Source organism: Gammaproteobacteria bacterium, assembly GCA_028817255.1.
In the GTDB taxonomy this organism is placed as follows: domain Bacteria; phylum Pseudomonadota; class Gammaproteobacteria; order Porifericomitales; family Porifericomitaceae; genus Porifericomes; species Porifericomes azotivorans.
In genome coordinates this window covers 1-18,860 of the sequence record JAPPQA010000072.1, presented here as the reverse complement: position 1 = coordinate 18,860, position 18,860 = coordinate 1, and the positions used below count along the sequence as shown (strand labels likewise).

Genomic DNA, 18,860 nt, shown 5'->3' with positions numbered 1-18,860 from the left:
GGCCCTGGCCGAGCGGACGCTGGCCGCGCGCTTCAACCGCGACGGGGCGGAGATCGTCAATCACCGCACCTACGTCTCCGTGGGCGAGGGCTGCCTGATGGAAGGGTTGTCGCACGAGGCGGCGGCGCTGGCGGGCGTGCTGGGGCTGGGCAAACTGATCGCCTTGTTCGACAACAACGGGGTGTCCATAGACGGCGACGTGGCCGGCTGGTTCATAGACGACACGGCGGCGCGCTTCGCCGCCTGCGGCTGGCACGTGGTGCGCGACATAGACGGCCACGACCCGGAGCGAATCCGCGCCGCCATCGAGGAGGCGCGGGCCTGCGCGGAGCGGCCGTCGCTGCTCTGCTTTCGCACCGTGATCGGCTGGGGTTCTCCCGGCAAACAGGGCAGCGCCGACTGCCACGGGGCGCCGCTGGGCGCCGGGGAAGTGGCCCGCTGCCGGGAGCGGCTGGGCTGGAGTTACGCGCCCTTCGAGATCCCCGGCGAGTATTACCAGGCATGGGACGCGCGCGCCCGCGGGCGCGGCGCCGAGGCCCGGTGGCGGGAGCGCTTCGAGGACTACCGCCGCCGGCACCCGGAAGCGGCGGCGGAATTCGAGCGGCGCATGCGCGGCGAACTGCCCGCCGAATGGCCGCAACGGGCGCAGGAGATCGTGGCGGAGTTGAGCCGCGCGCCCGGCGACATGGCGACCCGCAAGGCGTCGCAGCAATGCCTGGAGGCATTCGGCGCCCTGCTGCCCGAATTGATCGGCGGCTCTGCCGACCTGAGCGGCTCCAACCTGACGGCCTGGAGCGGCTCGCGCCCGAATGGGCCGCAACAGCCGGACGGCAATTACATCCACTACGGCGTGCGCGAATTCGCCATGGTCGCGGTGAACAGCGGCCTGGCGCTGCACGGCGGCTTCGTGCCCTACGGCGGCACCTTCCTCGTGTTCTCCGACTACGCCCGCAACGGCCTGCGCCTGGCGGCGCTGATGCGACTGCGCAATATATTCGTATTCACGCACGACTCGATCGGCCTGGGGGAGGACGGCCCCACCCACCAGCCGCTGGAACATGCCGCCAGCCTGCGCCTGGTGCCCAATATGTCCCTTTGGCGGCCCTGCGACGCGGCCGAGAGCGCGCAGGCGTGGCGGGCGGCCCTGGAGCGGCGCGACGGCCCCACGTCGCTGCTGTTCTCGCGCCAGAGCCTGCCGCGCATCGAGCGGACGCCGGAACAGACGGCGGCGATCCGGCGCGGCGGATACGTGCTGGCCGGCGGCGGCGCGGCGCCGGAATTGCTCCTGATCGCGACCGGCTCGGAGGTGTCGCTGGCGCTGGCCGCCGCGGAGGAGCTGACCCGGCGGGGGCGCCGGGTGCGGGTGGTCTCCATGCCGTCCATGGACGTATTCGAGCGCCAGGAGCGGGCGTACCGGGATTCCGTGCTGCCCCCCTCCTGCCGGCTTCGGATTGCCGTGGAGGCGGGGGTGGCGGACTGCTGGCACCGCTACCTGGGCGAGCGGGGACGGATGCTGGGCGTGCAGGATTTCGGCGTCTCCGCCCCCGGCGCGGAGGTGTTTCGCCATTTTCGCCTGACCCGGGAGGAATTGACCCGGCTGGCCGTCGCCATGCTCGGGGACTCCGGCACGGGCGGCGCCGGGACGGAGGCTGCAATGGAGGCTGCAAATGACAATTCAAGTCGCGATTAACGGCTACGGCCGCATCGGGCGCTGCATCCTGCGCGCCCATTACGAACGGGAGCGCCCGGACGAGATCCGCATCGTCGCGGTGAACGACCTGGGCGACGCGGAGATCAACGCCCTGCTGACGCGCCGCGACAGCACGCACGGCCCCTTCCCCGGCACGGTCGAGGTAGAAAAGGACGCGGGCGCGATGCGAGTGAACGGCGACCGCATCCGCATCCTTGCCGAGCGCGACCCCGGGCGCCTGCCCTGGGGCGACCTGGGCGTGGACGTGGTGTTCGAGGCCACCGGTCTGTTCGCCAATCGCGCCGCGGCCGAGGCGCACCTGCAAGCCGGCGCCAAGAAAGTGCTGATCTCCGCGCCCGCCGGAAAAGACGTGGACGCCACGGTGGTGCACGGCGTGAACCACGACCGCCTGCGGGCCTCGCACACGGTGGTCTCCAACGCCTCCTGCACCACCAACTGCCTGGCGCCGGTGGTCAAGGTGCTGCACGAGCATATCGGCGTCCTGCAAGGGCTGATGACGACGGTGCACTCTTACACCAACGACCAGGTGCTGACCGACACCTTCCATAAGGATCCGCGGCGGGCGCGGTCGGCGGCCCAGTCCATCGTCCTCACCGGCACCGGGGCCGCCAGGGCGGTGGGACTGGTGTTGCCGGAGCTCGCGGGCCGGCTGGACGGCTACGCGGCCCGGGTGCCGACAATGAACGTGTCCATGGTGGACCTCACCTTCCAGGCGGCGCGCGAGACCAGCGTCCAGGAGATAGACTCTTTGATGCGCGAGGCGGCGAACGGCCCTCTGGACGGCGTCCTGGAGTTTTGCGACGAGCCCCTGGTGTCCGTGGATTTCAACCACAATCCGGCTTCCGCGATCTACGACGCCACGATGACCCGCATCCTGGGCGGCGGCCTGGTCAAGGTGGTGGCCTGGTACGACAACGAGTGGGGTTTCGCCAACCGGATGCTGGATGTGGCCTGCGCCTGGGCGCGGGCGCCGGATTGAGGCCGATGCCGGCGATGGATGCGGCGGACACGACTGGAGAAGCGGACTTCTCCCCCCTGCTCGAGCTCTCCCGGCTGGACCTGGCCGGCAAGCGGGTGCTGATCCGCGAGGACTACAACGTGCCGCTAACGGACGGACAGATCGGCAACGACGCCCGCATCCAGGCCAGCTTGTCCACCTTGCGCCAGGTGCTGCAAGCGGGGGCGAGCGTGCTGGTGGTGTCGCATCTGGGCAGGCCGGTGGCGGGCCGTTACGACGAGGCCCTCTCCCTGCGCCCGGTGGCGGAACGGCTGTCGAAGTCGCTGGGGTGCCCGGTGCGCCTGCAGCGCGACTGGCTGGACGGGGCGGAGGCGTCGCCCGGAGAGGTGGTGCTGTGCGAAAACGTCCGCTTCGAGGCCGGCGAAACCGACAACGAGGACAACCTGGCGCGGCGCATGGCGGCGCTGTGCCAGGTATTCGTGAACGACGCCTTCGCCGTCTGCCACCGGCGGCATGCCTCCGTGTACGGCATCGTGAAATACGCCCCGGTCTCCTGTGCGGGGCCGCTGTTGCTGCGCGAACTGCAAGTGCTGTCGCAGTGCCTGGAGGCGCCCGGGCGGCCGCTGGTCGCCGTGGTGGGGGGGGCCAAGCTGGAGAGCAAGCTGGGGGTGCTGAAAAACCTCCTGCGCCAGGCCGACCGCCTGGTCGCGGGCGGCGCGATCGGCAACGCCCTGCTGGCCGCCGCCGGCCACGGCGTGGGCGCCTCCCTGGCGGCGGTGGAGGAGGGCGACCTGCAAGCGGCCCGCACGCTGCTCGCGCACCCCCAAGCCGAGCGCCTGCTGCTGCCCGCGGACGCGGTCTGCGCCCGGCACTGCCGGGAAGACGCCGAGTGCCGCGAGTGCCGGATCGCGGAGGTCGCGGCTGACGAGATCATTCTGGACTGGGGGCCGCGGACCCGCGACCAGGTCGGCGCGCTGTTGCGGCAAGCGGGCACGATCTTGTGGAGCGGCCCGCCGGGAGTGTTCGAGATGGCCCCCTTCAGCGCCGGCACGCGCCTCGTCGTCGAGGCGATCGCGCAGAACCGGGAGGCGCGTTCCATCGCCGGGGGCGGCAACACCCTGGAGGCGCTGGCCCGCTTCGGCGCGCCCGACGGGGTTTCCTTCGCCTCCACCGGCGGCGGCGCCTTCCTGCATTTTCTGGAGCGGGGCAGCCTCCCCTGCGTAAACATGCTCATGGAGTCGGCCCGCGCCTGGGCGGCCATGGAGCGGGGCCGGGAGTTGTAGCCAGGGAAGCGGCGCGAATACGAATACGGAGAATCCATGCCAATGAGAGGAATGCCATGAGGAGAGTGCCATGAGGAGAACCAAGATCATCGCCACCCTGGGGCCGGCCACGGACAAACCGGGGATGCTGGAGAAACTGCTGAACGCGGGCGTGGACCTGTTCCGCATCAATTATTCCCACCAGTCGCAGGAAGACCACGCGCGCCGGGTGCGGGAGGTGCGGGAGTTAACGGCCCGGCGCAAGATCGAGGCCGGCATCGTCGCCGACCTGCAGGGGCCCAAGATCCGGGTGCAGCGCTTCGACGCGGAACGGGTCATGCTCAAAGAGGGCGCCACCTTCACCCTGGACACCGCCCTCGACACGCAGGCGGGCGACGCGACCCACGTGGGGATCACCTACAAGGACATGCCGCGCAATGTGAAGCCGGGGAATACCCTGCTGCTGGACGACGGGCGCATCGTGCTGACGATCCAGGAGATCTCCGACCACGAGGTGCGTTGCAAGGTGGTGCGCGGCGGCGAGCTGTCCAGCAACAAAGGGGTCAGCCTGCAGGGCGGCGGCATCCCGTTGCGCGCCTTCTCGCCCAAAGACCGCGGCGATCTGGAACACGGCGCGGCCCTGGGCGTGGACTACTTTTCCATTTCCTTCGTCCGCGACGAGGAAGACGTCCTGGTGGCCCGCCAGCTGCTGGAAGAGGCCGGCTGCACGGCGGGAGTCATTGCCAAATTCGAGTGCCCCGAGGCGCTGGAACGGGCGGAGGAGATTATCCGGGCCGCCGATGCGATCATGATCGCGCGCGGCGACCTGGGGGTGGAGATCGGCGACGCCAACCTGCCCACCGTCCAGAAACGGCTGATCAAGCTGGCGCGAAGCATGGACCGCGCCGCCATTACCGCCACCCAGATGATGCAATCCATGATCGATCACCAGATCCCCCTGCGCGCCGAAGTCTTCGATGTCGCCAACGCGGTGCTGGACGGCACCGACGCCATTTTGCTGTCCGGGGAGACCAGCATCGGCATGTTTCCCGAACTGGCCGTGGCCGCGGCCTCGCGCGTCTGCGAGGAGGCGGAGAAGCAGCGCACCGTGCGCATATCGGACCACCGCATCAACCAGAGTTTCGACCGCATAGACGAGAGCGTCGCCATGGCGGCCATGTACACCGCCAACCATGTGCATGCCAAAGCCATCGTCGCCCTGACCGAGACCGGTTCCACCTGCGTATGGATGTCCCGCATCAGTTCCGGGCTGCCCATCTTCGCCTTCAGCCGGCACGTGTCCACCCGCCGCAAGGCAAAGCTCTACCGCGGCGTCTATCCCGTCGTCTTCGACAGGAGCGCCGACCGCTCCCGCGGCATCTACAAAACGATCGTCGGCGAACTGGTGCGGCGCAAGATCGTCAAGGACGGCGATCTGATCATCATCACGCGCGGCGACCGGATGGGCGAGTCGGGCGGCACCAACACGATGAAACTGCTGCGCGTCGGAGACACCATCCCCGACGTATAGGCGGCGGGCTATAATCCCGCGGGCGGCGGGGGCGCCGGGCACGGGCCGCCCGCCGGACACGGAGCGAGACGATGCGAGCCGCTGACAGCAAGAAGGCGCCGGCCGGCCTGGCGGGCAAGCCCCTGCGGGGCGTCGCCGGCGTGGCGCTGCTGGTGCTGGCGGGGCTTGCGATCCTGGTCAGCGGGTTTCTGCCTTTCCCCTGGGACCTGGGCGGCTGCGCCGTCGCCCTGATGCCCTTCTACCTGGGCGCTTCCCTGGCGCTCGAGCACTGGAGCGCGACCAGACCCTGAGCGGCGACCCGGCGCCCGGGCCGCGCAGCCCCGCGCTCTTGTCGCCTTGACAAAAAACGCCATGGAATCCTACTATCCCCGCTTAAAGAGGGAGGGAAATTGAGCCGATGAGCGCCCAAAAAAGAGGACAACGCCAACCGCGGCGCGAGCGGACAATCGTCGTAACCGAAAAACTCCTGACGGAATTGATCGAGCGATGCGACGCGGAATCGCTCAAGCAATACGGCGCGGAATTGACGGAACGGCTGGAATTGATACGGCGGCACGGCAGTGCCGGCGCCCGCCGGTCTCGGACGATGGGTTTCTGGAACGGCTTCCTCGACGGTTTCAGCGCTTTGGGCGGGACGGAGGACGCCGAATGCTATCCGAACAGCGGGTTTTTGCTTGATCGGATCCGCCTGAGCGAAGATTGCGTACGCTGGAGCGGTTACATAAAGAATGCGCTCGGGCGCGTTGCCGATGAAGAAGCGGCAAGATTCAAAAAGCCCGCCTGAGACCGCGCCTGAAAAAGCCGGGCGCGAAGACTCCACAGTCGTTGCCACGCCTGAGCAGCTCGAGAAAATCGCCGGCAAATCTTCGCCTGTCGTTTTGGCAGTCGAATCTTCTTCCGGCCCTCTTCCTCCGCCGAAAGTGTACCGGGAATACGATGAAATCCATCCGGGGGCTGCGGAACGTATCCTGGCAATGGCGGAGAACGAGCAAGGCTCCCGAAATAGTAGAAATTCTCTAGGACTGGTGTTCGGTTTTGCGACCGCAGTTCTCTGCATCTGCGCTTCCGCGTATGTCGCTCTGCATGGAACGTCTATAGGACATACGGTTGTCGCCTCCTTATTGGCGGGGAACACGGCCGTTATCCTTGTCGGGCGCTTTCTTCGGCACAGAAACGGCTTGTAGTTGCAATGCGCCGCTAGTCGGCAGGGGCGCGCGGGCCGCCGCCGTCGCTGCGCACCCGCCGCACCGCCTCGGCCCAGCCGCCGACCAGGCGGCGGCGCAGTTCCCCGTCCATGGCGGGGGTAAAGCGCCGCCGCGCCTCGCGCTGACTGGCGGCAATCTCCTCAAGATCCGCGTACACGCCGCTCTGCAGTCCGGCCAGGTATGCCGCCCCCAGGGCCGTGGTCTCGATCTGCCGCGGCCGCTCCACCGGCAACTCCAGGATGTCGGCGAGAAATTGCAGCAGCCAGTCGTTGGCCGCCATGCCGCCGTCCACCCGCAGGGACTCCGGTCTGCCGAATTCGGCCATGGCCGACACCAGGTCCAGGGTCTGGTAGCAGGCCGCCTCCAGCGCCGCGCGCACCAGGTCGGCGGCGGAACTGTCCCGGGTAAGGCCGAAGATGCCGCCCCGCGCGTGCGCGTCCCAGTGCGGCGCGCCCAGGCCGGTGAAGGCCGGCACCAGGTACACGCCGCTATGGTCGCGGGCGCGGCGCGCCAACGCCTCGCTCTCGCCGGCGGAGCGCAGCAGCCCCAGCTGGTCCCGCAACCACTGCACCGCCGTGCCGGCATTGAATATGGCGCCCTCCAGGGCGTAACAAGTCTCGCCGCCGAGGCGGTACGCCACGGTGCTCAGCAGGCGGCTCCCGGAGGCCACCGCCTCCGCGCCGGTGTTCATCAGCAAGAAGCAGCCGGTGCCGTAAGTGCCTTTGATCATGCCGGGCCGGAAGCAGGCCTGGCCAATGGCCGCGGCCTGCTGATCTCCGGCCACGCCGCGGATGGGCAGCCGGCCGCCGCCGGGGGGACGCAGCAAAACGGCCTCGCCGTAATCGGCGGCGCTGTCCCGCACTTCTGGCAACATGGCGCGCGGCACCCGGAAACGCTCCAGCAGCAAGGGGTCCCACTCCTGCGCGCGGATGTCGAACAACAGCGTACGCGAGGCGTTGCTGGCATCGGTAGCGTGGACGCGGCCGCCGCTCAAATGCCAGACCAGGTAGCAATCCGTGGTGCCGAACAGCAGTTCGCCGCGCTCGGCGCGCAGCCGCGCGCCCGGCACGTGGTCGAGGATCCAGGCGATCTTGGTGGCGGAGAAATACGGATCCGCGAGCAAGCCGGTGCGGCGGGCGATGTCCGCCTCCAGGCCGCGCGCCCGGATGTCCTCGCAGACGGCGGCGGTGCGCCGGTCCTGCCAGACAATGGCCCGGTGCACCGGCCTGCCGCTTTGCCGCTCCCACACTACCGTCGTCTCGCGCTGGTTGGTGATGCCCAGGGCCGCCACCTGCAACGACGAACGCGCCGCGTACTCCAGCGTCTCGCCGCATACCGCCAGGGCGGTCTGCAAGATCTCCCCGGCGTCGTGTTCCACGAGTCCGTTGCCGGGATAGTGCTGGGCGAATTCCCGCTGCGCCGTGTACGCCGCCCGCCCGCCCCGGTCGAACAGGATGGCGCGGGTGCTGGTGGTGCCCTGGTCCAGGGCCAGAAGATAGGGGTCGCTCACCGCCGGAGAGCCTTCGCAGCGCGCGCCGCCGGCGGCAGGAGGCGGCCGCTGCCTGCGTCTCCGCAATATGCGATCGCGCGGGCTGCGCCCGCCCCCGATAGCTTGCGCGCTGGCAAAACGAACTACGCCTGCCGGTTCCGCGCCGGGCGCGTTAGCGGCCCCTGAGATAGACGTTCAGGGCGCCGCTGCCGCCTTCCCTGGGGCTGGCGGTCCAGACCGCCAGCACGTCCGCGTCCCGTTTCAGTTGCTCGCGCAACGGCTCGCGCAGTGCGGGGATGCCGTCCGGAGAGCGGGCGCCCTTGCCGTGAACGATGCGCGCCCTGCGCCTGCCGCGCACCAGGCAGTCGCGCAGAAAGCCGCGCACCTTGTCTTGCGCGCCCGCCACCGTCGCGCCATGCAGATCCAAAAAGGCATCGCCGACTTCGTAGCCGCCCCGGCGCAGGCGCTGAAATTCGCGCTCCTGCATCCCGGCGCGGCGGAAACTGTAGCGGACGCCGCCCCAGCCTTCCTCTACGACCGGCTGCCGCAACGACGGGCGCCGCTGTCCTTCCGCCTCCCGCCGGCGAGGACGGCGCATTTCCGGCGGCGTCTCGCGCTTGCTCCCGGCGGCGGCCGCGTCCTCCCGGGCCATGTGCTCGCGAAAGCTGAGTTCCTTGTCGGCGTCCGGCACCGGGGCGTCTCCCTACGGCCTCCCTACGGCGTCCGCGGCCGGCTGCCGGCCAGGAACGGGATACGCAACAGGCGCAACAACGATACGAACCACGGCAGGCGCAGGCAGAGCAGCGTCGCCAGGACGCCGCCGCAGATCGCCGGCTCGCGCACGTCTGCCTTGACCAGCCAGAGAAAGTGCAGGACCGCCAGGGTGGCGGAGACATAGACCAGGCGGTGCAGCGCCTTCCAGCGCTTGCCTCCCAGGCGCCGGATCATGCGGTCGGTGGAGGTGACGGCCAGCGGCACCAGCAAGACGAAGGCGGAGAAGCCGACGGTGATGTAGGGGCGCTTGAATATATCCTTGCCGATCTCCGCCCAATCGAAGAACTGGTCCAGCACGAAATAGGTGAGGAAGTGCAGCACGCCGTAGAAAAAGGCGAATAACCCGATCATGCGGCGGTGGCGCACCAGGCGGCTCCAGCCGAAAAGCCGGCGCAACGGCGTGACCGCCAGGGTGAGCAAAAGCAGGTACAGCGCCCAGTCGCCGGTGAAGTGCGTGATCTCTTCGATGGGGTTGGCGCCGAAGTTGCCGCTCGCTCCGCGGCCCACCAGGAACGCCAGGGGAATCAAGCAGGCGGCAAACAGGGCCGGCCGGGTCCAGGCGCCTTTTTTCATGCGCGGCGCTGCTGTTTCAGTAGAACTTCGCCATATCCATGCCGGCGTACAGGTTCCCCACCTGCTCCGCGTAGCCGTTGAGCATCTGCGTCGGGCGTTTGAAAAAGTCGCCGATGCGGCGCTCCTTGCTCTGACTCCAGCGCGGATGGTCCACCTCGGGGTTGACGTTGGAGTAAAAGCCGTACTCCCGGGGGCTGGAATCGTTCCAACTGGTGCGCGGCTGATCGCGGGTGAACTCCACCCTGACGATGGATTTAATGCTCTTGAAGCCGTATTTCCAGGGCACCACGACGCGGATGGGGGCGCCGTTCTGGTTCGGCAGAATTTGTCCGTACAGTCCCACCGCGAACAGCGTCAAGGGATGCATCGCCTCGTCCAGGCGCAGCCCTTCGCGGTAGGGCCAATCGAGGACCTGCCGCTTCTGTCCGGGCATTTCCTCCGGCCGGTACAGCGTGGTGAAGGCGACGTACTTGGCATGGGAGTTGGGCTCGAAACGTTGCAGCGCCTTGCCCATGGGGATGCCCACCCACGGGATCACCATGGACCAGGCCTCTACGCAGCGCAGGCGGTAGATGCGTTCCTCCAGCTTGTGGGGGGCGATGAAGTCCTCCAGATCGTAGGTGCCCGGTTTGGCGCACTCCCCGGCAACCTCCAGGCTCCAGGGGCGCGTCGTCATGCCCCCGGAGTGGCGGGCGGGATCGCGCTTGTCAATGCCGAATTCGTAGAAATTGTTGTAGCCGGCGACCTTCTTGTAGGGAGTCAGGTCTTCTTCGGTGGAGTACGGGCTGTCCCGTTGCTCGATGATCTGCTTTGCCGGTTCCAGCCTTGCGGCGAGGAGGGACGCCGGGCCGGCGGCCAGGGCGGCGCCTGCCAGCAGGGAGCCGCGCAGAAAGCGGCGGCGCTGCTCGAAGACGCGGCGCTCGGTGATTTCCGAGCTCTTGATGTCGGAGGCGGAGCCTCGTTTGATCAGCATGGCGCTTCTTTATGCTCCTAGCGTACCGTACCTGGAGGCATAATAGCACAAATGGCGCCGCCGCCAGGAATTATGCCAGGAGTTATGTGCGCGCCGCCAAATCCGCGCTTGAACCGCGCCGCCGAAGAGTTTTTCCCGGCAGCGAGGGCGCCGACTCGTCCCGAAAGGGAGCGCGACGGCCCAGCCGCGGCAAAGGAGCCGGCCGTTCCCTGCTTTGCCGCCGTTACCGGCCGGCGCTCTCCAGCCAGCGACGGGCGTTGCGGAACAGCTGCAACCAGGGACTCTCCGGCGCCTTCCGATCCCGGGGGAACCAGGAAAACTGCCAGCGCAGAAAGGCCCGCTCGGGGTGCGGCATCATTGCGGTGACGCGCCCGTCGTCGCTGGCGAAGCCGGCGCCCCCGCCCGGCGAGCCGTTGGGGTTGAGAGGGTACGCCTCGGCGGGCCGGCCGCGGTGGTCTATGTAACGCAGGCAGACCCGCCCGGACGGCAGGGCGGCATGGGCGGCGCGGCCTTCGCCGTGAGCCACGGGGACCGGCAACTGCCAGCCGGCCATGCCCGCCAGCAGCACCGAACGCGACGGCAATACTTCCACCATGACCAGCCGGGACTCGAACCGATCGGAGGCGTTGCGGAAAAAGAGCGGCCAACCTTGCGCGCCCGGGATCAGCTCCGCCAACCGGGACAGCATCTGGCAACCGTTGCAGACGCCGAGGGTAAACGTGTCTTCGCGGGCGAAAAAATCGGCGAACTCGCGGCGCAATGCGTCGTTGTGGAGGATCGTGCCGGCCCAGCCGCCGCCGGCGCCCAGCACGTCGCCGTAGGAGAAGCCGCCGCCGGCCGCCATGCCGTGAAACCCGCGCAGGGATTGCCGGCCCGCCAGCAGGTCGCTCATATGCACGTCGAGACAGTCGAAGCCGGCACGGTCGAAGGCGGCCGCCAATTCGATATGGCCGTTGACGCCCTGCTCGCGCAGGACGGCCAGGCGGGGGCGGGCCTTGCCGGCGATGGCGAAGGCGGGGGCGGGGGCGGCAGGAACGGACGCGGCGCCGGTGCGCGCGAACAACCCCGGGTCTGCCCGGTCTTGCAGGCGCGCATATTCCTGCCGGGCGCACTCCGGGCAGTCGCGCAGCAGCCGCAGCCGGTACCCGGACTCGGCCCAGCAGCGCTGCAAGGCGAGGATGTCCCGGTCGTAGATGCGTTTCTCGCCATGGCGGATGCGCAGGCGCAGGCCGTCGGCAGGGGCGCCCAGCACCCGGGCGGCCAGACCGGAATCGCGCGCCTCCCGCGCGAACAGGGCAAGCAGCTGCCCGGCACGGGCGGCGGGCACTTGCACTACGGCGCCGATCTCCTCGCAGAACAGCTGCGCCAGGGGGTCGCCGCGCCGCGGATCCAATTCCAGATCTATGCCGCGGCGGGAGGCGAAAGCCATCTCGCAGAGGGCGGCGAACAGGCCGCCATCGGAGCGGTCATGGTAGGCCAGCAGGTCGCCCGTTTCGTTGAGCAGTTGCACCAACCGCGCGAAGCGGCGCAGCGCCGCCGCGTCGGCCACGTCCGGTGCGGCCGCGCCGAGACAGCCATAGGCCTGGGCCAGGGCGGAGCCCCCCAGCCGGCGTTGCGGGCCGAGCTCCAGGAGCAGCAGGACCGTCTCGCCGGCATCCGCGCGCAACTCGGGGGTCAGCGTACGCCGGATATCCGCCACCGGGGCGAAGGCCGAGACCACCGCGGACGAGGGCGAAAGCACCGCGCGTTCCCGCCCGCCCGCGTCGCGCCAGGCGGCGTGCATGGACAGCGAGTCTTTCCCCACCGGGACGGCGATGCCGAGCTGGCGGCAGAACAGGCTGAGCGCGCGCACGGCGTCGTAGAGGTCGGCGTCCATGCCGGGGGCGCCGCGGGCCGCCAGCCAGTTCGCGGAGAGGGCGATGTCCGCCAGCGACAGGATGCGCGCCGCGCAAATGTTGGTCACCGCCTCTGCCACCGCCAGCCGCGCGGCGGCGGCCGGATCCAGCAGGGCGACGGGCGCCCGCTCGCCCAGCGCCATGGCCGCGCCGTGCCACCCGTCGTAGGAGGCGGCGGTTACGGCGCAATCGGCCACCGGCACCTGCCAGGGGCCTACCATGGGGTCGCGTGCCGTCAGGCCGCCCACCGTGCGGTCGCCGATCGTGATCAAGAAACTCTTGTCGCCGACGACGGGCAGGCGCAGCACCCGTTCGGCGGCCTCTTCCAGGCGCACGGCGGCCAGATCCAGCGGCTGCCGGGGCCGCGGGCGGCGCCGCGCCCGGCAGCGGGCGGGGGGCAATGCCTCGTGCAGCCACTGCATGGAAAGCTCCAGGGGCGGGGCGCCGTTGCCGCGCGCGTCTTCCAGGCGCAGACAGTCCTGTTCGCGCACCGTGCCGATCACCGCAAAGGGAGCGCGCTCGCGCCGGCACCGCTCCTCGAAGCAGGGCAGAGAAGCGGGCGCCATAGCCAGCAGGTACCGCTCCTGGGCCTCGTTGCACCAATGCTCCAGAGGCAGCAGGCCGGGGTCCGCGCTCGGCACTTGAGCCAAAGAAACGACGGCGCCGCGGCCCGCCAGCAATTCCGGCACGGCGTTGGCCAAGCCGCCGGCGCCCACGTCGTGGATGGTGCGGATGGGGTTGCGCTCTCCCAACTCGCAACAGCGGTCTATGACCTCCTGGCAGCGCCGCTGCATCTCGGCGTTGGCGCGCTGCACCGATGCGTAATCGCTGTCCGCGTCGCCCGTGCCGGCAGCCTGCGACGAGGCCGAGCCGCCGCCGAGACCGATGCGCATTGCCGGGCCGCCCAGCACGACCAGCAGGTCTCCGGGCGCCGCCCGCGGTTTGCGCACCGAGTCGGCGCGGATGCAGCCGTGGCCGCCGGCCAGCATGACCGGCTTGCGGTAACCGAAGACGCGGCCGTCCGCCATGCGCTGCTCGAAGGAACGGAAATAACCGCACAAGGCGGGCCTGCCGAACTCGTTGTTGTAGGACGCCGCGCCCACCGGCGCCTCCAGCATGATGCGCAGCGCAGAGGCCAGGTTCGGCGGCGCCGTCGGCTCCGCCGCCGCCTCCCACGGCTGCGCGAAGCCCGGGATGCGCAACTGCGAGACGCTGAAACCGACCAGGCCGGCCGCGGGCCGGGCGCCGCGCCCGGTGGCCGCTTCGTCCCGTATCTCGCCGCCGGCGCCGGTCGCCGCCCCGGGATGGGGACAGATGGCGGTGGGGTGGTTGTGCGTCTCGACCTTCATCAGAATATGCGTCTCTTGCTCGCGCCGCGCGTAGCGGCCGGAGGCGTCGGGGAAAAAGCGGGAGCCCTTGTAGCCGCGGCATACCGCGGCGTTGTCGCGGTATGCCGAGAGCACCCGGCCGCCGCCGGCGGCCTCGGCAGTGCGGCGAATCAACGCGAAAGGGGTGTCCTCCAGGCGGCGGCCGTCAATCTCCCAGCAGGCGTTAAAGGTCTGGTGCCGGCAGTGTTCGGAGTGAAACTGGGCAAAGGTCATTAACTCGACATCGGTAGGGTTGCGGCCCAGGCGCCGAAAGTGTTCCGCCAGGCAGCGCCGCTCGCGGCGGCCGAGACCCAGCGGCAGGACGGCCTCCAGGCGCTCCAGCGCCGCGACCCCTTCTTCCAGCACGGCGATGCGGTGCCGGCCGGCGCCGCCGCTGTCCGTGCCGGGCGCGCCGGGCGGAGGCGCAAGCAGCAGGGAGGCGGCCTGTTCCGAGTCCGGCGCCAGCCATTGCGTCATGCGGTCATGCAGCAGGGGCGCCGCCCGTTCGCTCCGGCCGGCGGCCAGGGCGGCGCCGCTGTCGTCTGCCAAGTACCACGCGGTGGCGCGTTCGAGGCGCCACAGCCCGCTCAGGCCGCAATTTTGCGCGATCTCCGTGGCCTTGCTGCACCAGGGCGAGAGGGCGCGGGGCAACGCCAGCAGCGGCGGGCCGCCGGCGGGAATGGGGGCATCGAGCGGCGCCTGGGCGCCTGCGAGCAGCGAGCGCAGGCGGCGGCCCTGGTCCGGGGAGGGCGGCTGCCGCCAGTACGCGAAATAGACATACTCCGCCCACAACTCGCGCAGTTCCGGCAATGTTTCGCGCAAGCGCCGCAACAGTCCTTCGCGGCGAAACGGAGACAGGGCGCGCGCGCCCCGCAGGCGCCGCTGCGTGCCGGGGGGGGGCGCCGCGCGCGTGCAGGCGTCGGTGTCCCGCGGGGGACGATGCGAGCCTGGGAGCATTCCGCCGTTCAGCGGGCGCTCAAAGAGACAGCCGGCGCAATTCGGTGTCCTGATCCGCGGTGGCCCATATTTCCTCGAACTCGGCCAGCAGCTCCCGGCAGCGCAATGCATCGTTGAAGTCCGCCACCCCCTCCCAGCGCTCGGGGACGGGGCGATTCAGGAACCCGGCGCCGTCCGCCACCAGGAATTCCCTGACGGCGATCTCGCGGTCGGGCGACGGGCTGCGGAACTGGACGAAACTGGCCAGGCGGCCGCTCAATCCCAGCAGGCGATGGCCGCCGCCGCTCAGGCCCTTGGGGTCGAAGATCAGGACATGGAGGGAGAAGCGCCGGTTGCCGGCGATGGCGGTCCGTACGGCGGCGGCGATCTCCTCGGAGTCGAACACCGGCGGGGCGAGCCGGCAGGATACGATCCGCACTTCGCGGCGCGCCTGGCACAACAGCGCAGTGGCCGCGGCGCGGTTGTCCCGGATATCCTGCAGCGAACGCAGCCCGCTGTCCCGACCCAGGACGAGGGCGCTGTAGTCCTTCGCCGCCGCCTCCGCCATGCTTCAGCAGCGGCTCGGGCCGGCGCCGGGCGCGGCCCGCCGGGCGCGGCGCGCGCCCTCAACGGTAACGGTAAAGCGGCGGCGCACCGTCCGAAGATGCCTGGTACTTGACCGTGACTTCCTGGAATGCCTGCAGCGCATCCTCCAAGTCGAGGTCCTCGCGCAGTTGGAACGAGTTTATCCCGCAACGCTGCATGAAAAACAGCTGGTCGCGCAGCACGTCGCCCACGGCGCGCAACTCGCCCCGGTAGCCGTGACGGTCGCGCAACAGGCGGGCGATGGAGTAGCAGCGGCCATCGGTAAACTTCTCGAACAGCAGGGCGAGCAGGGGGATGCCGGCCAGGAAGGGGACCAGCTCCTCGAGGGGATCCTCGCAGCCGAGCAGGACTCCGAGCCGGCCCGCGGGCCGGACGGGCAGCGCGCCGCGCCGCTCGCTCCAGAAGGGAAAGGGCACGATGATGTCGCCCGGCGGCAGGGCGCCGCTCTCCGGAACCTCGCGCAGCAGGATCCAGCCGTCCTCGACAATGCGCAGGTCTTTAATGACCTTCATAAACCTTTTCCCGGAAGGACGCGACTCCGATCCGGCGGTAGGTATCCAGGAAGCGTTCGCCGTCGCGGCGGTTTTCCGCATAGACCTCCATCAGTTTGCCGATCGCCTCCGCAACGCGCTCTTTGGGGATGGCGCGGCCGAGGCGGGCGCCGAGGGCTACGTCGTTGCCGGACGAACCGCCCAGGGTCAATTGATAGTATTCCGCGCCTTTTTTGTCCACGCCCAGGATGCCGATATGGCCCACATGGTGGTGGCCGCAGGCGTTCATGCAACCGGAGATGTTGACCCGAATCTCGCCCAGTTCCGCCAGGGCGTCCGGGTCGGAAAATGCCTCGTTGATCTGGCGGGCGACGGGGATCGAGCCGGCATTGGCCAAGGAACAAAAATCCAGCCCCGGGCAGCAGATCATGTCGGTGAGCAGGCCAATATTGGGAGTGGTCAGCTCGTGCTCCGCCAATGCCTGCCAGAGCGGGTACAGATCGGCCTGGCGCACGTGACCCAGGACCAGATTCTGGTCATGGGCGACCCGGATCTCGCCGCAGCTGTAACGTTCGGCCAAGTCGGCGATGGCGTCCATCTGCCGGTCGGTGGCGTCGCCGGGCGGCGCCTGCGGGGCCTTCAGGGAGATATGGACAATGGCGTAGCCGGGCATCTTGTGGGCGGCCAGGTTGCGCGCCGCCCAGCGCGCGAACTCCCGGTCCTGCCGCAGTTGCCCCAGGTGGGCGCCGTCGGCCGCGGATTCTTCGTAGGCGGGGGGGCGGAAAAAGGCGCCGACCCGTTCCACCTCGGCGGAGTCCAGCAGGCAACCGGGCGACTGCCGGGCGTATTCCCAGTCCTGTTCGACCAGTTCGGAAAAATGTTCGGCCCCCAGCGCGTTGACGAGGATCTTGATCCTGGCCTTTTGGCGGTTGTCGCGGCGCCCGAAACGGTTATAGACGCGCAGGATCGACTCGAGGTAGGAGAGCAGATAACGCTCCTCCAGGTGTTCCCGGATGCAAACCCCGATATAGGGCGTGCGCCCCTGCCCGCCGCCGACCAGCACCCGGAAGCCCTGCTCCCGCCCCTGTTGGCGCGGCGCCAGGTACAGGCCGATGTCGTGTACCTGAACCGCGGCCCGGTCCCGCCGGGCGCCGCTGACCGCAATCTTGAATTTGCGCGGCAGGTAGGAGAACTCGGGGTGCAACGTGGACCACTGACGCAGGATCTCGCAGTATGGCCTGGGGTCGCGGAATTCGTCGCGGGCGATGCCTGCCAGCGGGTCGGCGGTGATGTTGCGGACGCAGTTGCCGCTGGTCTGGATGGCGTGCATCTGCACGCTGGCCAAGTCTTCGAGGATGTCCGGAACCCGCTCCAGGCGCGGCCAGTTGAACTGGATATTCTGGCGCGTACTGAAGTGACCGTAGCCCTTGTCGTATTTGCGGGCGATGTGGGCCAGCATCCGCAATTGCCGCGCGGACAGCAGGCCATAGGGAATGGCTACCCGCAACATGGGCGCGTGCCGTTGCAGGTACAGGCCGTTCATCAGGCGCAGGGGGCGGAACTCTTCGTCGCCGATCTCGCCCTTCAGATAACGCCGGGTTTGTTCCCGGAACTGGGCTACGCGCTGGTTTACCAGGGTCTGGTCGTAATCGTCGTATGAATACATGTAGTCATTCCGCCCGGGCGGGTCTTTCGTCCAGAAAAGAGCGCGCCCGTCCAGAAAAGATCGCAACGGCGAAGCTCCGATCCGAAAACGCCGCCCGTCCCCGGCAGGAGAATCGCCGCGAGAGGCCCTATAACATACCACCCGTTCCCGGCCAAGGAAACATGCGCGAAGGGGCGCCGCGCGATGGAATCCCTGCATCGCCGGCGGTTATTGCGGCCGCGCGCCGCCGACCGCGGGGACGCCCCCCCCAATGGCCGCGCCGCAATCGCCCCCGGCGACTCTCCCGGGGCAACGACAGGCAATCGGCGGGGCTCAGACGCTATGGCTGGCCAGGAACATCCGGCCCTGGCGCGTGAGATAGCCTTCGGCGTCCACAAGTCCGCGTTGCACCGCTTCGCTCAACAGGTTGCGGGGCGCGTTCCTGGGCAAGTAAACCTGCCCGTCGCCATAGCGATATTCCAGCACCGCCGCCAACTGCGACTCGTTGATCGGCGCAGTCTTTTGTTTCCGAACCGTCATTTTAGACCCTCCAAAAAACCTGAAAATCAGTCAGGTACGACATATGTACACTATATTAGTATATAAATATACCATATGTTTCCAATAGATAAAGTTATTTCATCGTTTCCGGCCCGATGCAAGGCATCGGAAAACCACGGCGCCCTGCGACGGGATAGCCGGCAACGCAAAATCTCAGGGCCAAATTTCTGGGCCAAACCTCTGGGCCATCGGGGCGCGTCCGCCGCCCATTCGGCGACAGGCACGGAGCAGGGCGATATTCTGGACGAGGGACGCAGCTTCTTAGCCGGCCAGGACCAGACCCGGCACTGGCGCGACTCCTGCAAGCTTAGCCCTCTCCACCGATAGCGGCACCTGAGCGGGTTTGGATTCTACCCGGGTCGGCGGCGTAATGCCATATATGTACTGGACCGGTACATGTAAGGTTAGCCGCGATTGCCTATACTCTCCTTCGATCCAATCCGGGATCGCCTATGTCAAGCGGAGGCTCGAAGATGGACATTGGAACCTGCAGGCGCCGCGCTCGGCCTCGCCTTCGCCGCGCGCCTGCCGGCGTCGCGCGACCCTGACGCCTGGGACAGCCTGGCCGCGGCGGCCGAGGTTCCGGGCCGCGGCGTTTTGCGGCGTAAAAAAATGCGGCAGAAATTGTACCGGCCGATTTTTCATTATTCATTTCTGCACCCGAAATTCTGGGGCGTGTGGCTGGCGCTCTGCGCGGTATGGCTGTGCGCGTTTCTACCGCGCCGGCTGGTATATGCGGTGGGCGCGTCGTTAGGCAGCGCGTTTTGCGCGGTAAACAAAAAACGCCGCGCCATTGCGGCGGCCAACCTTGCGCTGTGCTTCCCCGAGCAAAGCGAGGCGTGGCGGCGGCAACTGCTGCGCGAACACTTCCGCGCCTACGGCC

General features: G+C 68.7%; 17 protein-coding genes. 8 read left to right on the top strand and 9 right to left on the bottom strand.

Annotation, left to right across the window (positions count from 1 at the left end):
- The 7 genes from OXU43_03435 to OXU43_03405 form a co-directional block, all read left to right on the top strand.
- The coding region (locus OXU43_03435) for a transketolase (protein ID MDD9824212.1) at positions 1 to 1,690 on the top strand (1,690 nt) is incomplete at its 5' end.
- Positions 1,668 to 2,690, top strand: coding sequence for a type I glyceraldehyde-3-phosphate dehydrogenase (gap, locus tag OXU43_03430; protein MDD9824211.1), 1,023 nt, complete (start codon positions 1,668 to 1,670; stop codon positions 2,688 to 2,690). The genes OXU43_03435 and gap, both read left to right, overlap by 23 nt.
- Before the next feature lie 14 nt (positions 2,691 to 2,704).
- On the top strand, positions 2,705 to 3,952 hold the full coding sequence (locus tag OXU43_03425) for a phosphoglycerate kinase (protein MDD9824210.1): 1,248 nt from the start codon (positions 2,705 to 2,707) through the stop codon (positions 3,950 to 3,952).
- A 70-nt stretch (positions 3,953 to 4,022) separates the two neighbouring features.
- Entirely contained in the window at positions 4,023 to 5,462 is a 1,440-nt protein-coding gene (gene pyk / locus OXU43_03420; GenBank protein ID MDD9824209.1) for a pyruvate kinase, read from the top strand.
- A 71-nt stretch (positions 5,463 to 5,533) separates the two neighbouring features.
- A complete protein-coding gene (locus OXU43_03415) occupies positions 5,534 to 5,752 on the top strand; it encodes a hypothetical protein (protein ID MDD9824208.1) in 219 nt (72 codons plus the stop codon).
- A gap of 107 nt (positions 5,753 to 5,859) precedes the next feature.
- The gene (locus tag OXU43_03410; GenBank protein ID MDD9824207.1) at positions 5,860 to 6,246 is read left to right on the top strand and encodes a hypothetical protein; all 387 of its coding nucleotides are present in this window, start codon (positions 5,860 to 5,862) and stop codon (positions 6,244 to 6,246) included.
- The gene (locus OXU43_03405) at positions 6,212 to 6,646 is read left to right on the top strand and encodes a DUF2335 domain-containing protein (protein MDD9824206.1); all 435 of its coding nucleotides are present in this window, start codon (positions 6,212 to 6,214) and stop codon (positions 6,644 to 6,646) included. Before OXU43_03410 ends, OXU43_03405 begins: the two co-directional genes overlap by 35 nt.
- Positions 6,647 to 6,659: 13 nt before the next feature.
- On the opposite strand, the gene glpK is transcribed toward OXU43_03405, so the two are convergent.
- The 9 genes from glpK to OXU43_03360 form a co-directional block, all read right to left on the bottom strand.
- The gene (glpK, locus tag OXU43_03400; protein ID MDD9824205.1) at positions 6,660 to 8,177 is read right to left on the bottom strand and encodes a glycerol kinase GlpK; all 1,518 of its coding nucleotides are present in this window, start codon (positions 8,175 to 8,177) and stop codon (positions 6,660 to 6,662) included.
- A gap of 151 nt (positions 8,178 to 8,328) precedes the next feature.
- Entirely contained in the window at positions 8,329 to 8,847 is a 519-nt protein-coding gene (locus OXU43_03395; GenBank protein ID MDD9824204.1) for a Smr/MutS family protein, read from the bottom strand.
- A 23-nt stretch (positions 8,848 to 8,870) separates the two neighbouring features.
- Positions 8,871 to 9,503, bottom strand: a complete 633-nt coding sequence (locus tag OXU43_03390) for a sulfoxide reductase heme-binding subunit YedZ (protein ID MDD9824203.1) — start codon at positions 9,501 to 9,503, stop codon at positions 8,871 to 8,873.
- A gap of 16 nt (positions 9,504 to 9,519) precedes the next feature.
- Complete coding sequence (gene msrP, locus OXU43_03385) at positions 9,520 to 10,470, bottom strand: protein-methionine-sulfoxide reductase catalytic subunit MsrP (GenBank protein ID MDD9824202.1); 951 nt, start codon at positions 10,468 to 10,470, stop codon at positions 9,520 to 9,522.
- A 229-nt stretch (positions 10,471 to 10,699) separates the two neighbouring features.
- Positions 10,700 to 14,695, bottom strand: coding sequence for a phosphoribosylformylglycinamidine synthase (gene purL / locus OXU43_03380; protein MDD9824201.1), 3,996 nt, complete (start codon positions 14,693 to 14,695; stop codon positions 10,700 to 10,702).
- A 19-nt stretch (positions 14,696 to 14,714) separates the two neighbouring features.
- Positions 14,715 to 15,242 carry a hypothetical protein gene (locus tag OXU43_03375; protein ID MDD9824200.1) on the bottom strand — a complete coding sequence of 176 codons (528 nt, stop codon included), beginning with the start codon at positions 15,240 to 15,242 and terminating at the stop codon, positions 14,715 to 14,717.
- Between the two features lie 58 nt (positions 15,243 to 15,300).
- Positions 15,301 to 15,792, bottom strand: a complete 492-nt coding sequence (locus OXU43_03370) for a DUF934 domain-containing protein (protein MDD9824199.1) — start codon at positions 15,790 to 15,792, stop codon at positions 15,301 to 15,303.
- Positions 15,779 to 17,437 (bottom strand): nitrite/sulfite reductase, encoded by a 1,659-nt coding sequence (locus OXU43_03365; protein MDD9824198.1) that lies wholly within the window; start codon positions 17,435 to 17,437, stop codon positions 15,779 to 15,781. Before OXU43_03365 ends, OXU43_03370 begins: the two co-directional genes overlap by 14 nt.
- A gap of 312 nt (positions 17,438 to 17,749) precedes the next feature.
- On the bottom strand, positions 17,750 to 17,956 hold the full coding sequence (locus OXU43_03360) for a hypothetical protein (GenBank protein MDD9824197.1): 207 nt from the start codon (positions 17,954 to 17,956) through the stop codon (positions 17,750 to 17,752).
- Positions 17,957 to 18,457: 501 nt separating this feature from the next.
- On the opposite strand from OXU43_03360, the gene OXU43_03355 reads away from it, so the two are divergent.
- Positions 18,458 to 18,860, top strand: a 403-nt coding sequence (locus OXU43_03355) for a hypothetical protein (protein ID MDD9824196.1), incomplete at its 3' end; no start/stop codon positions are given.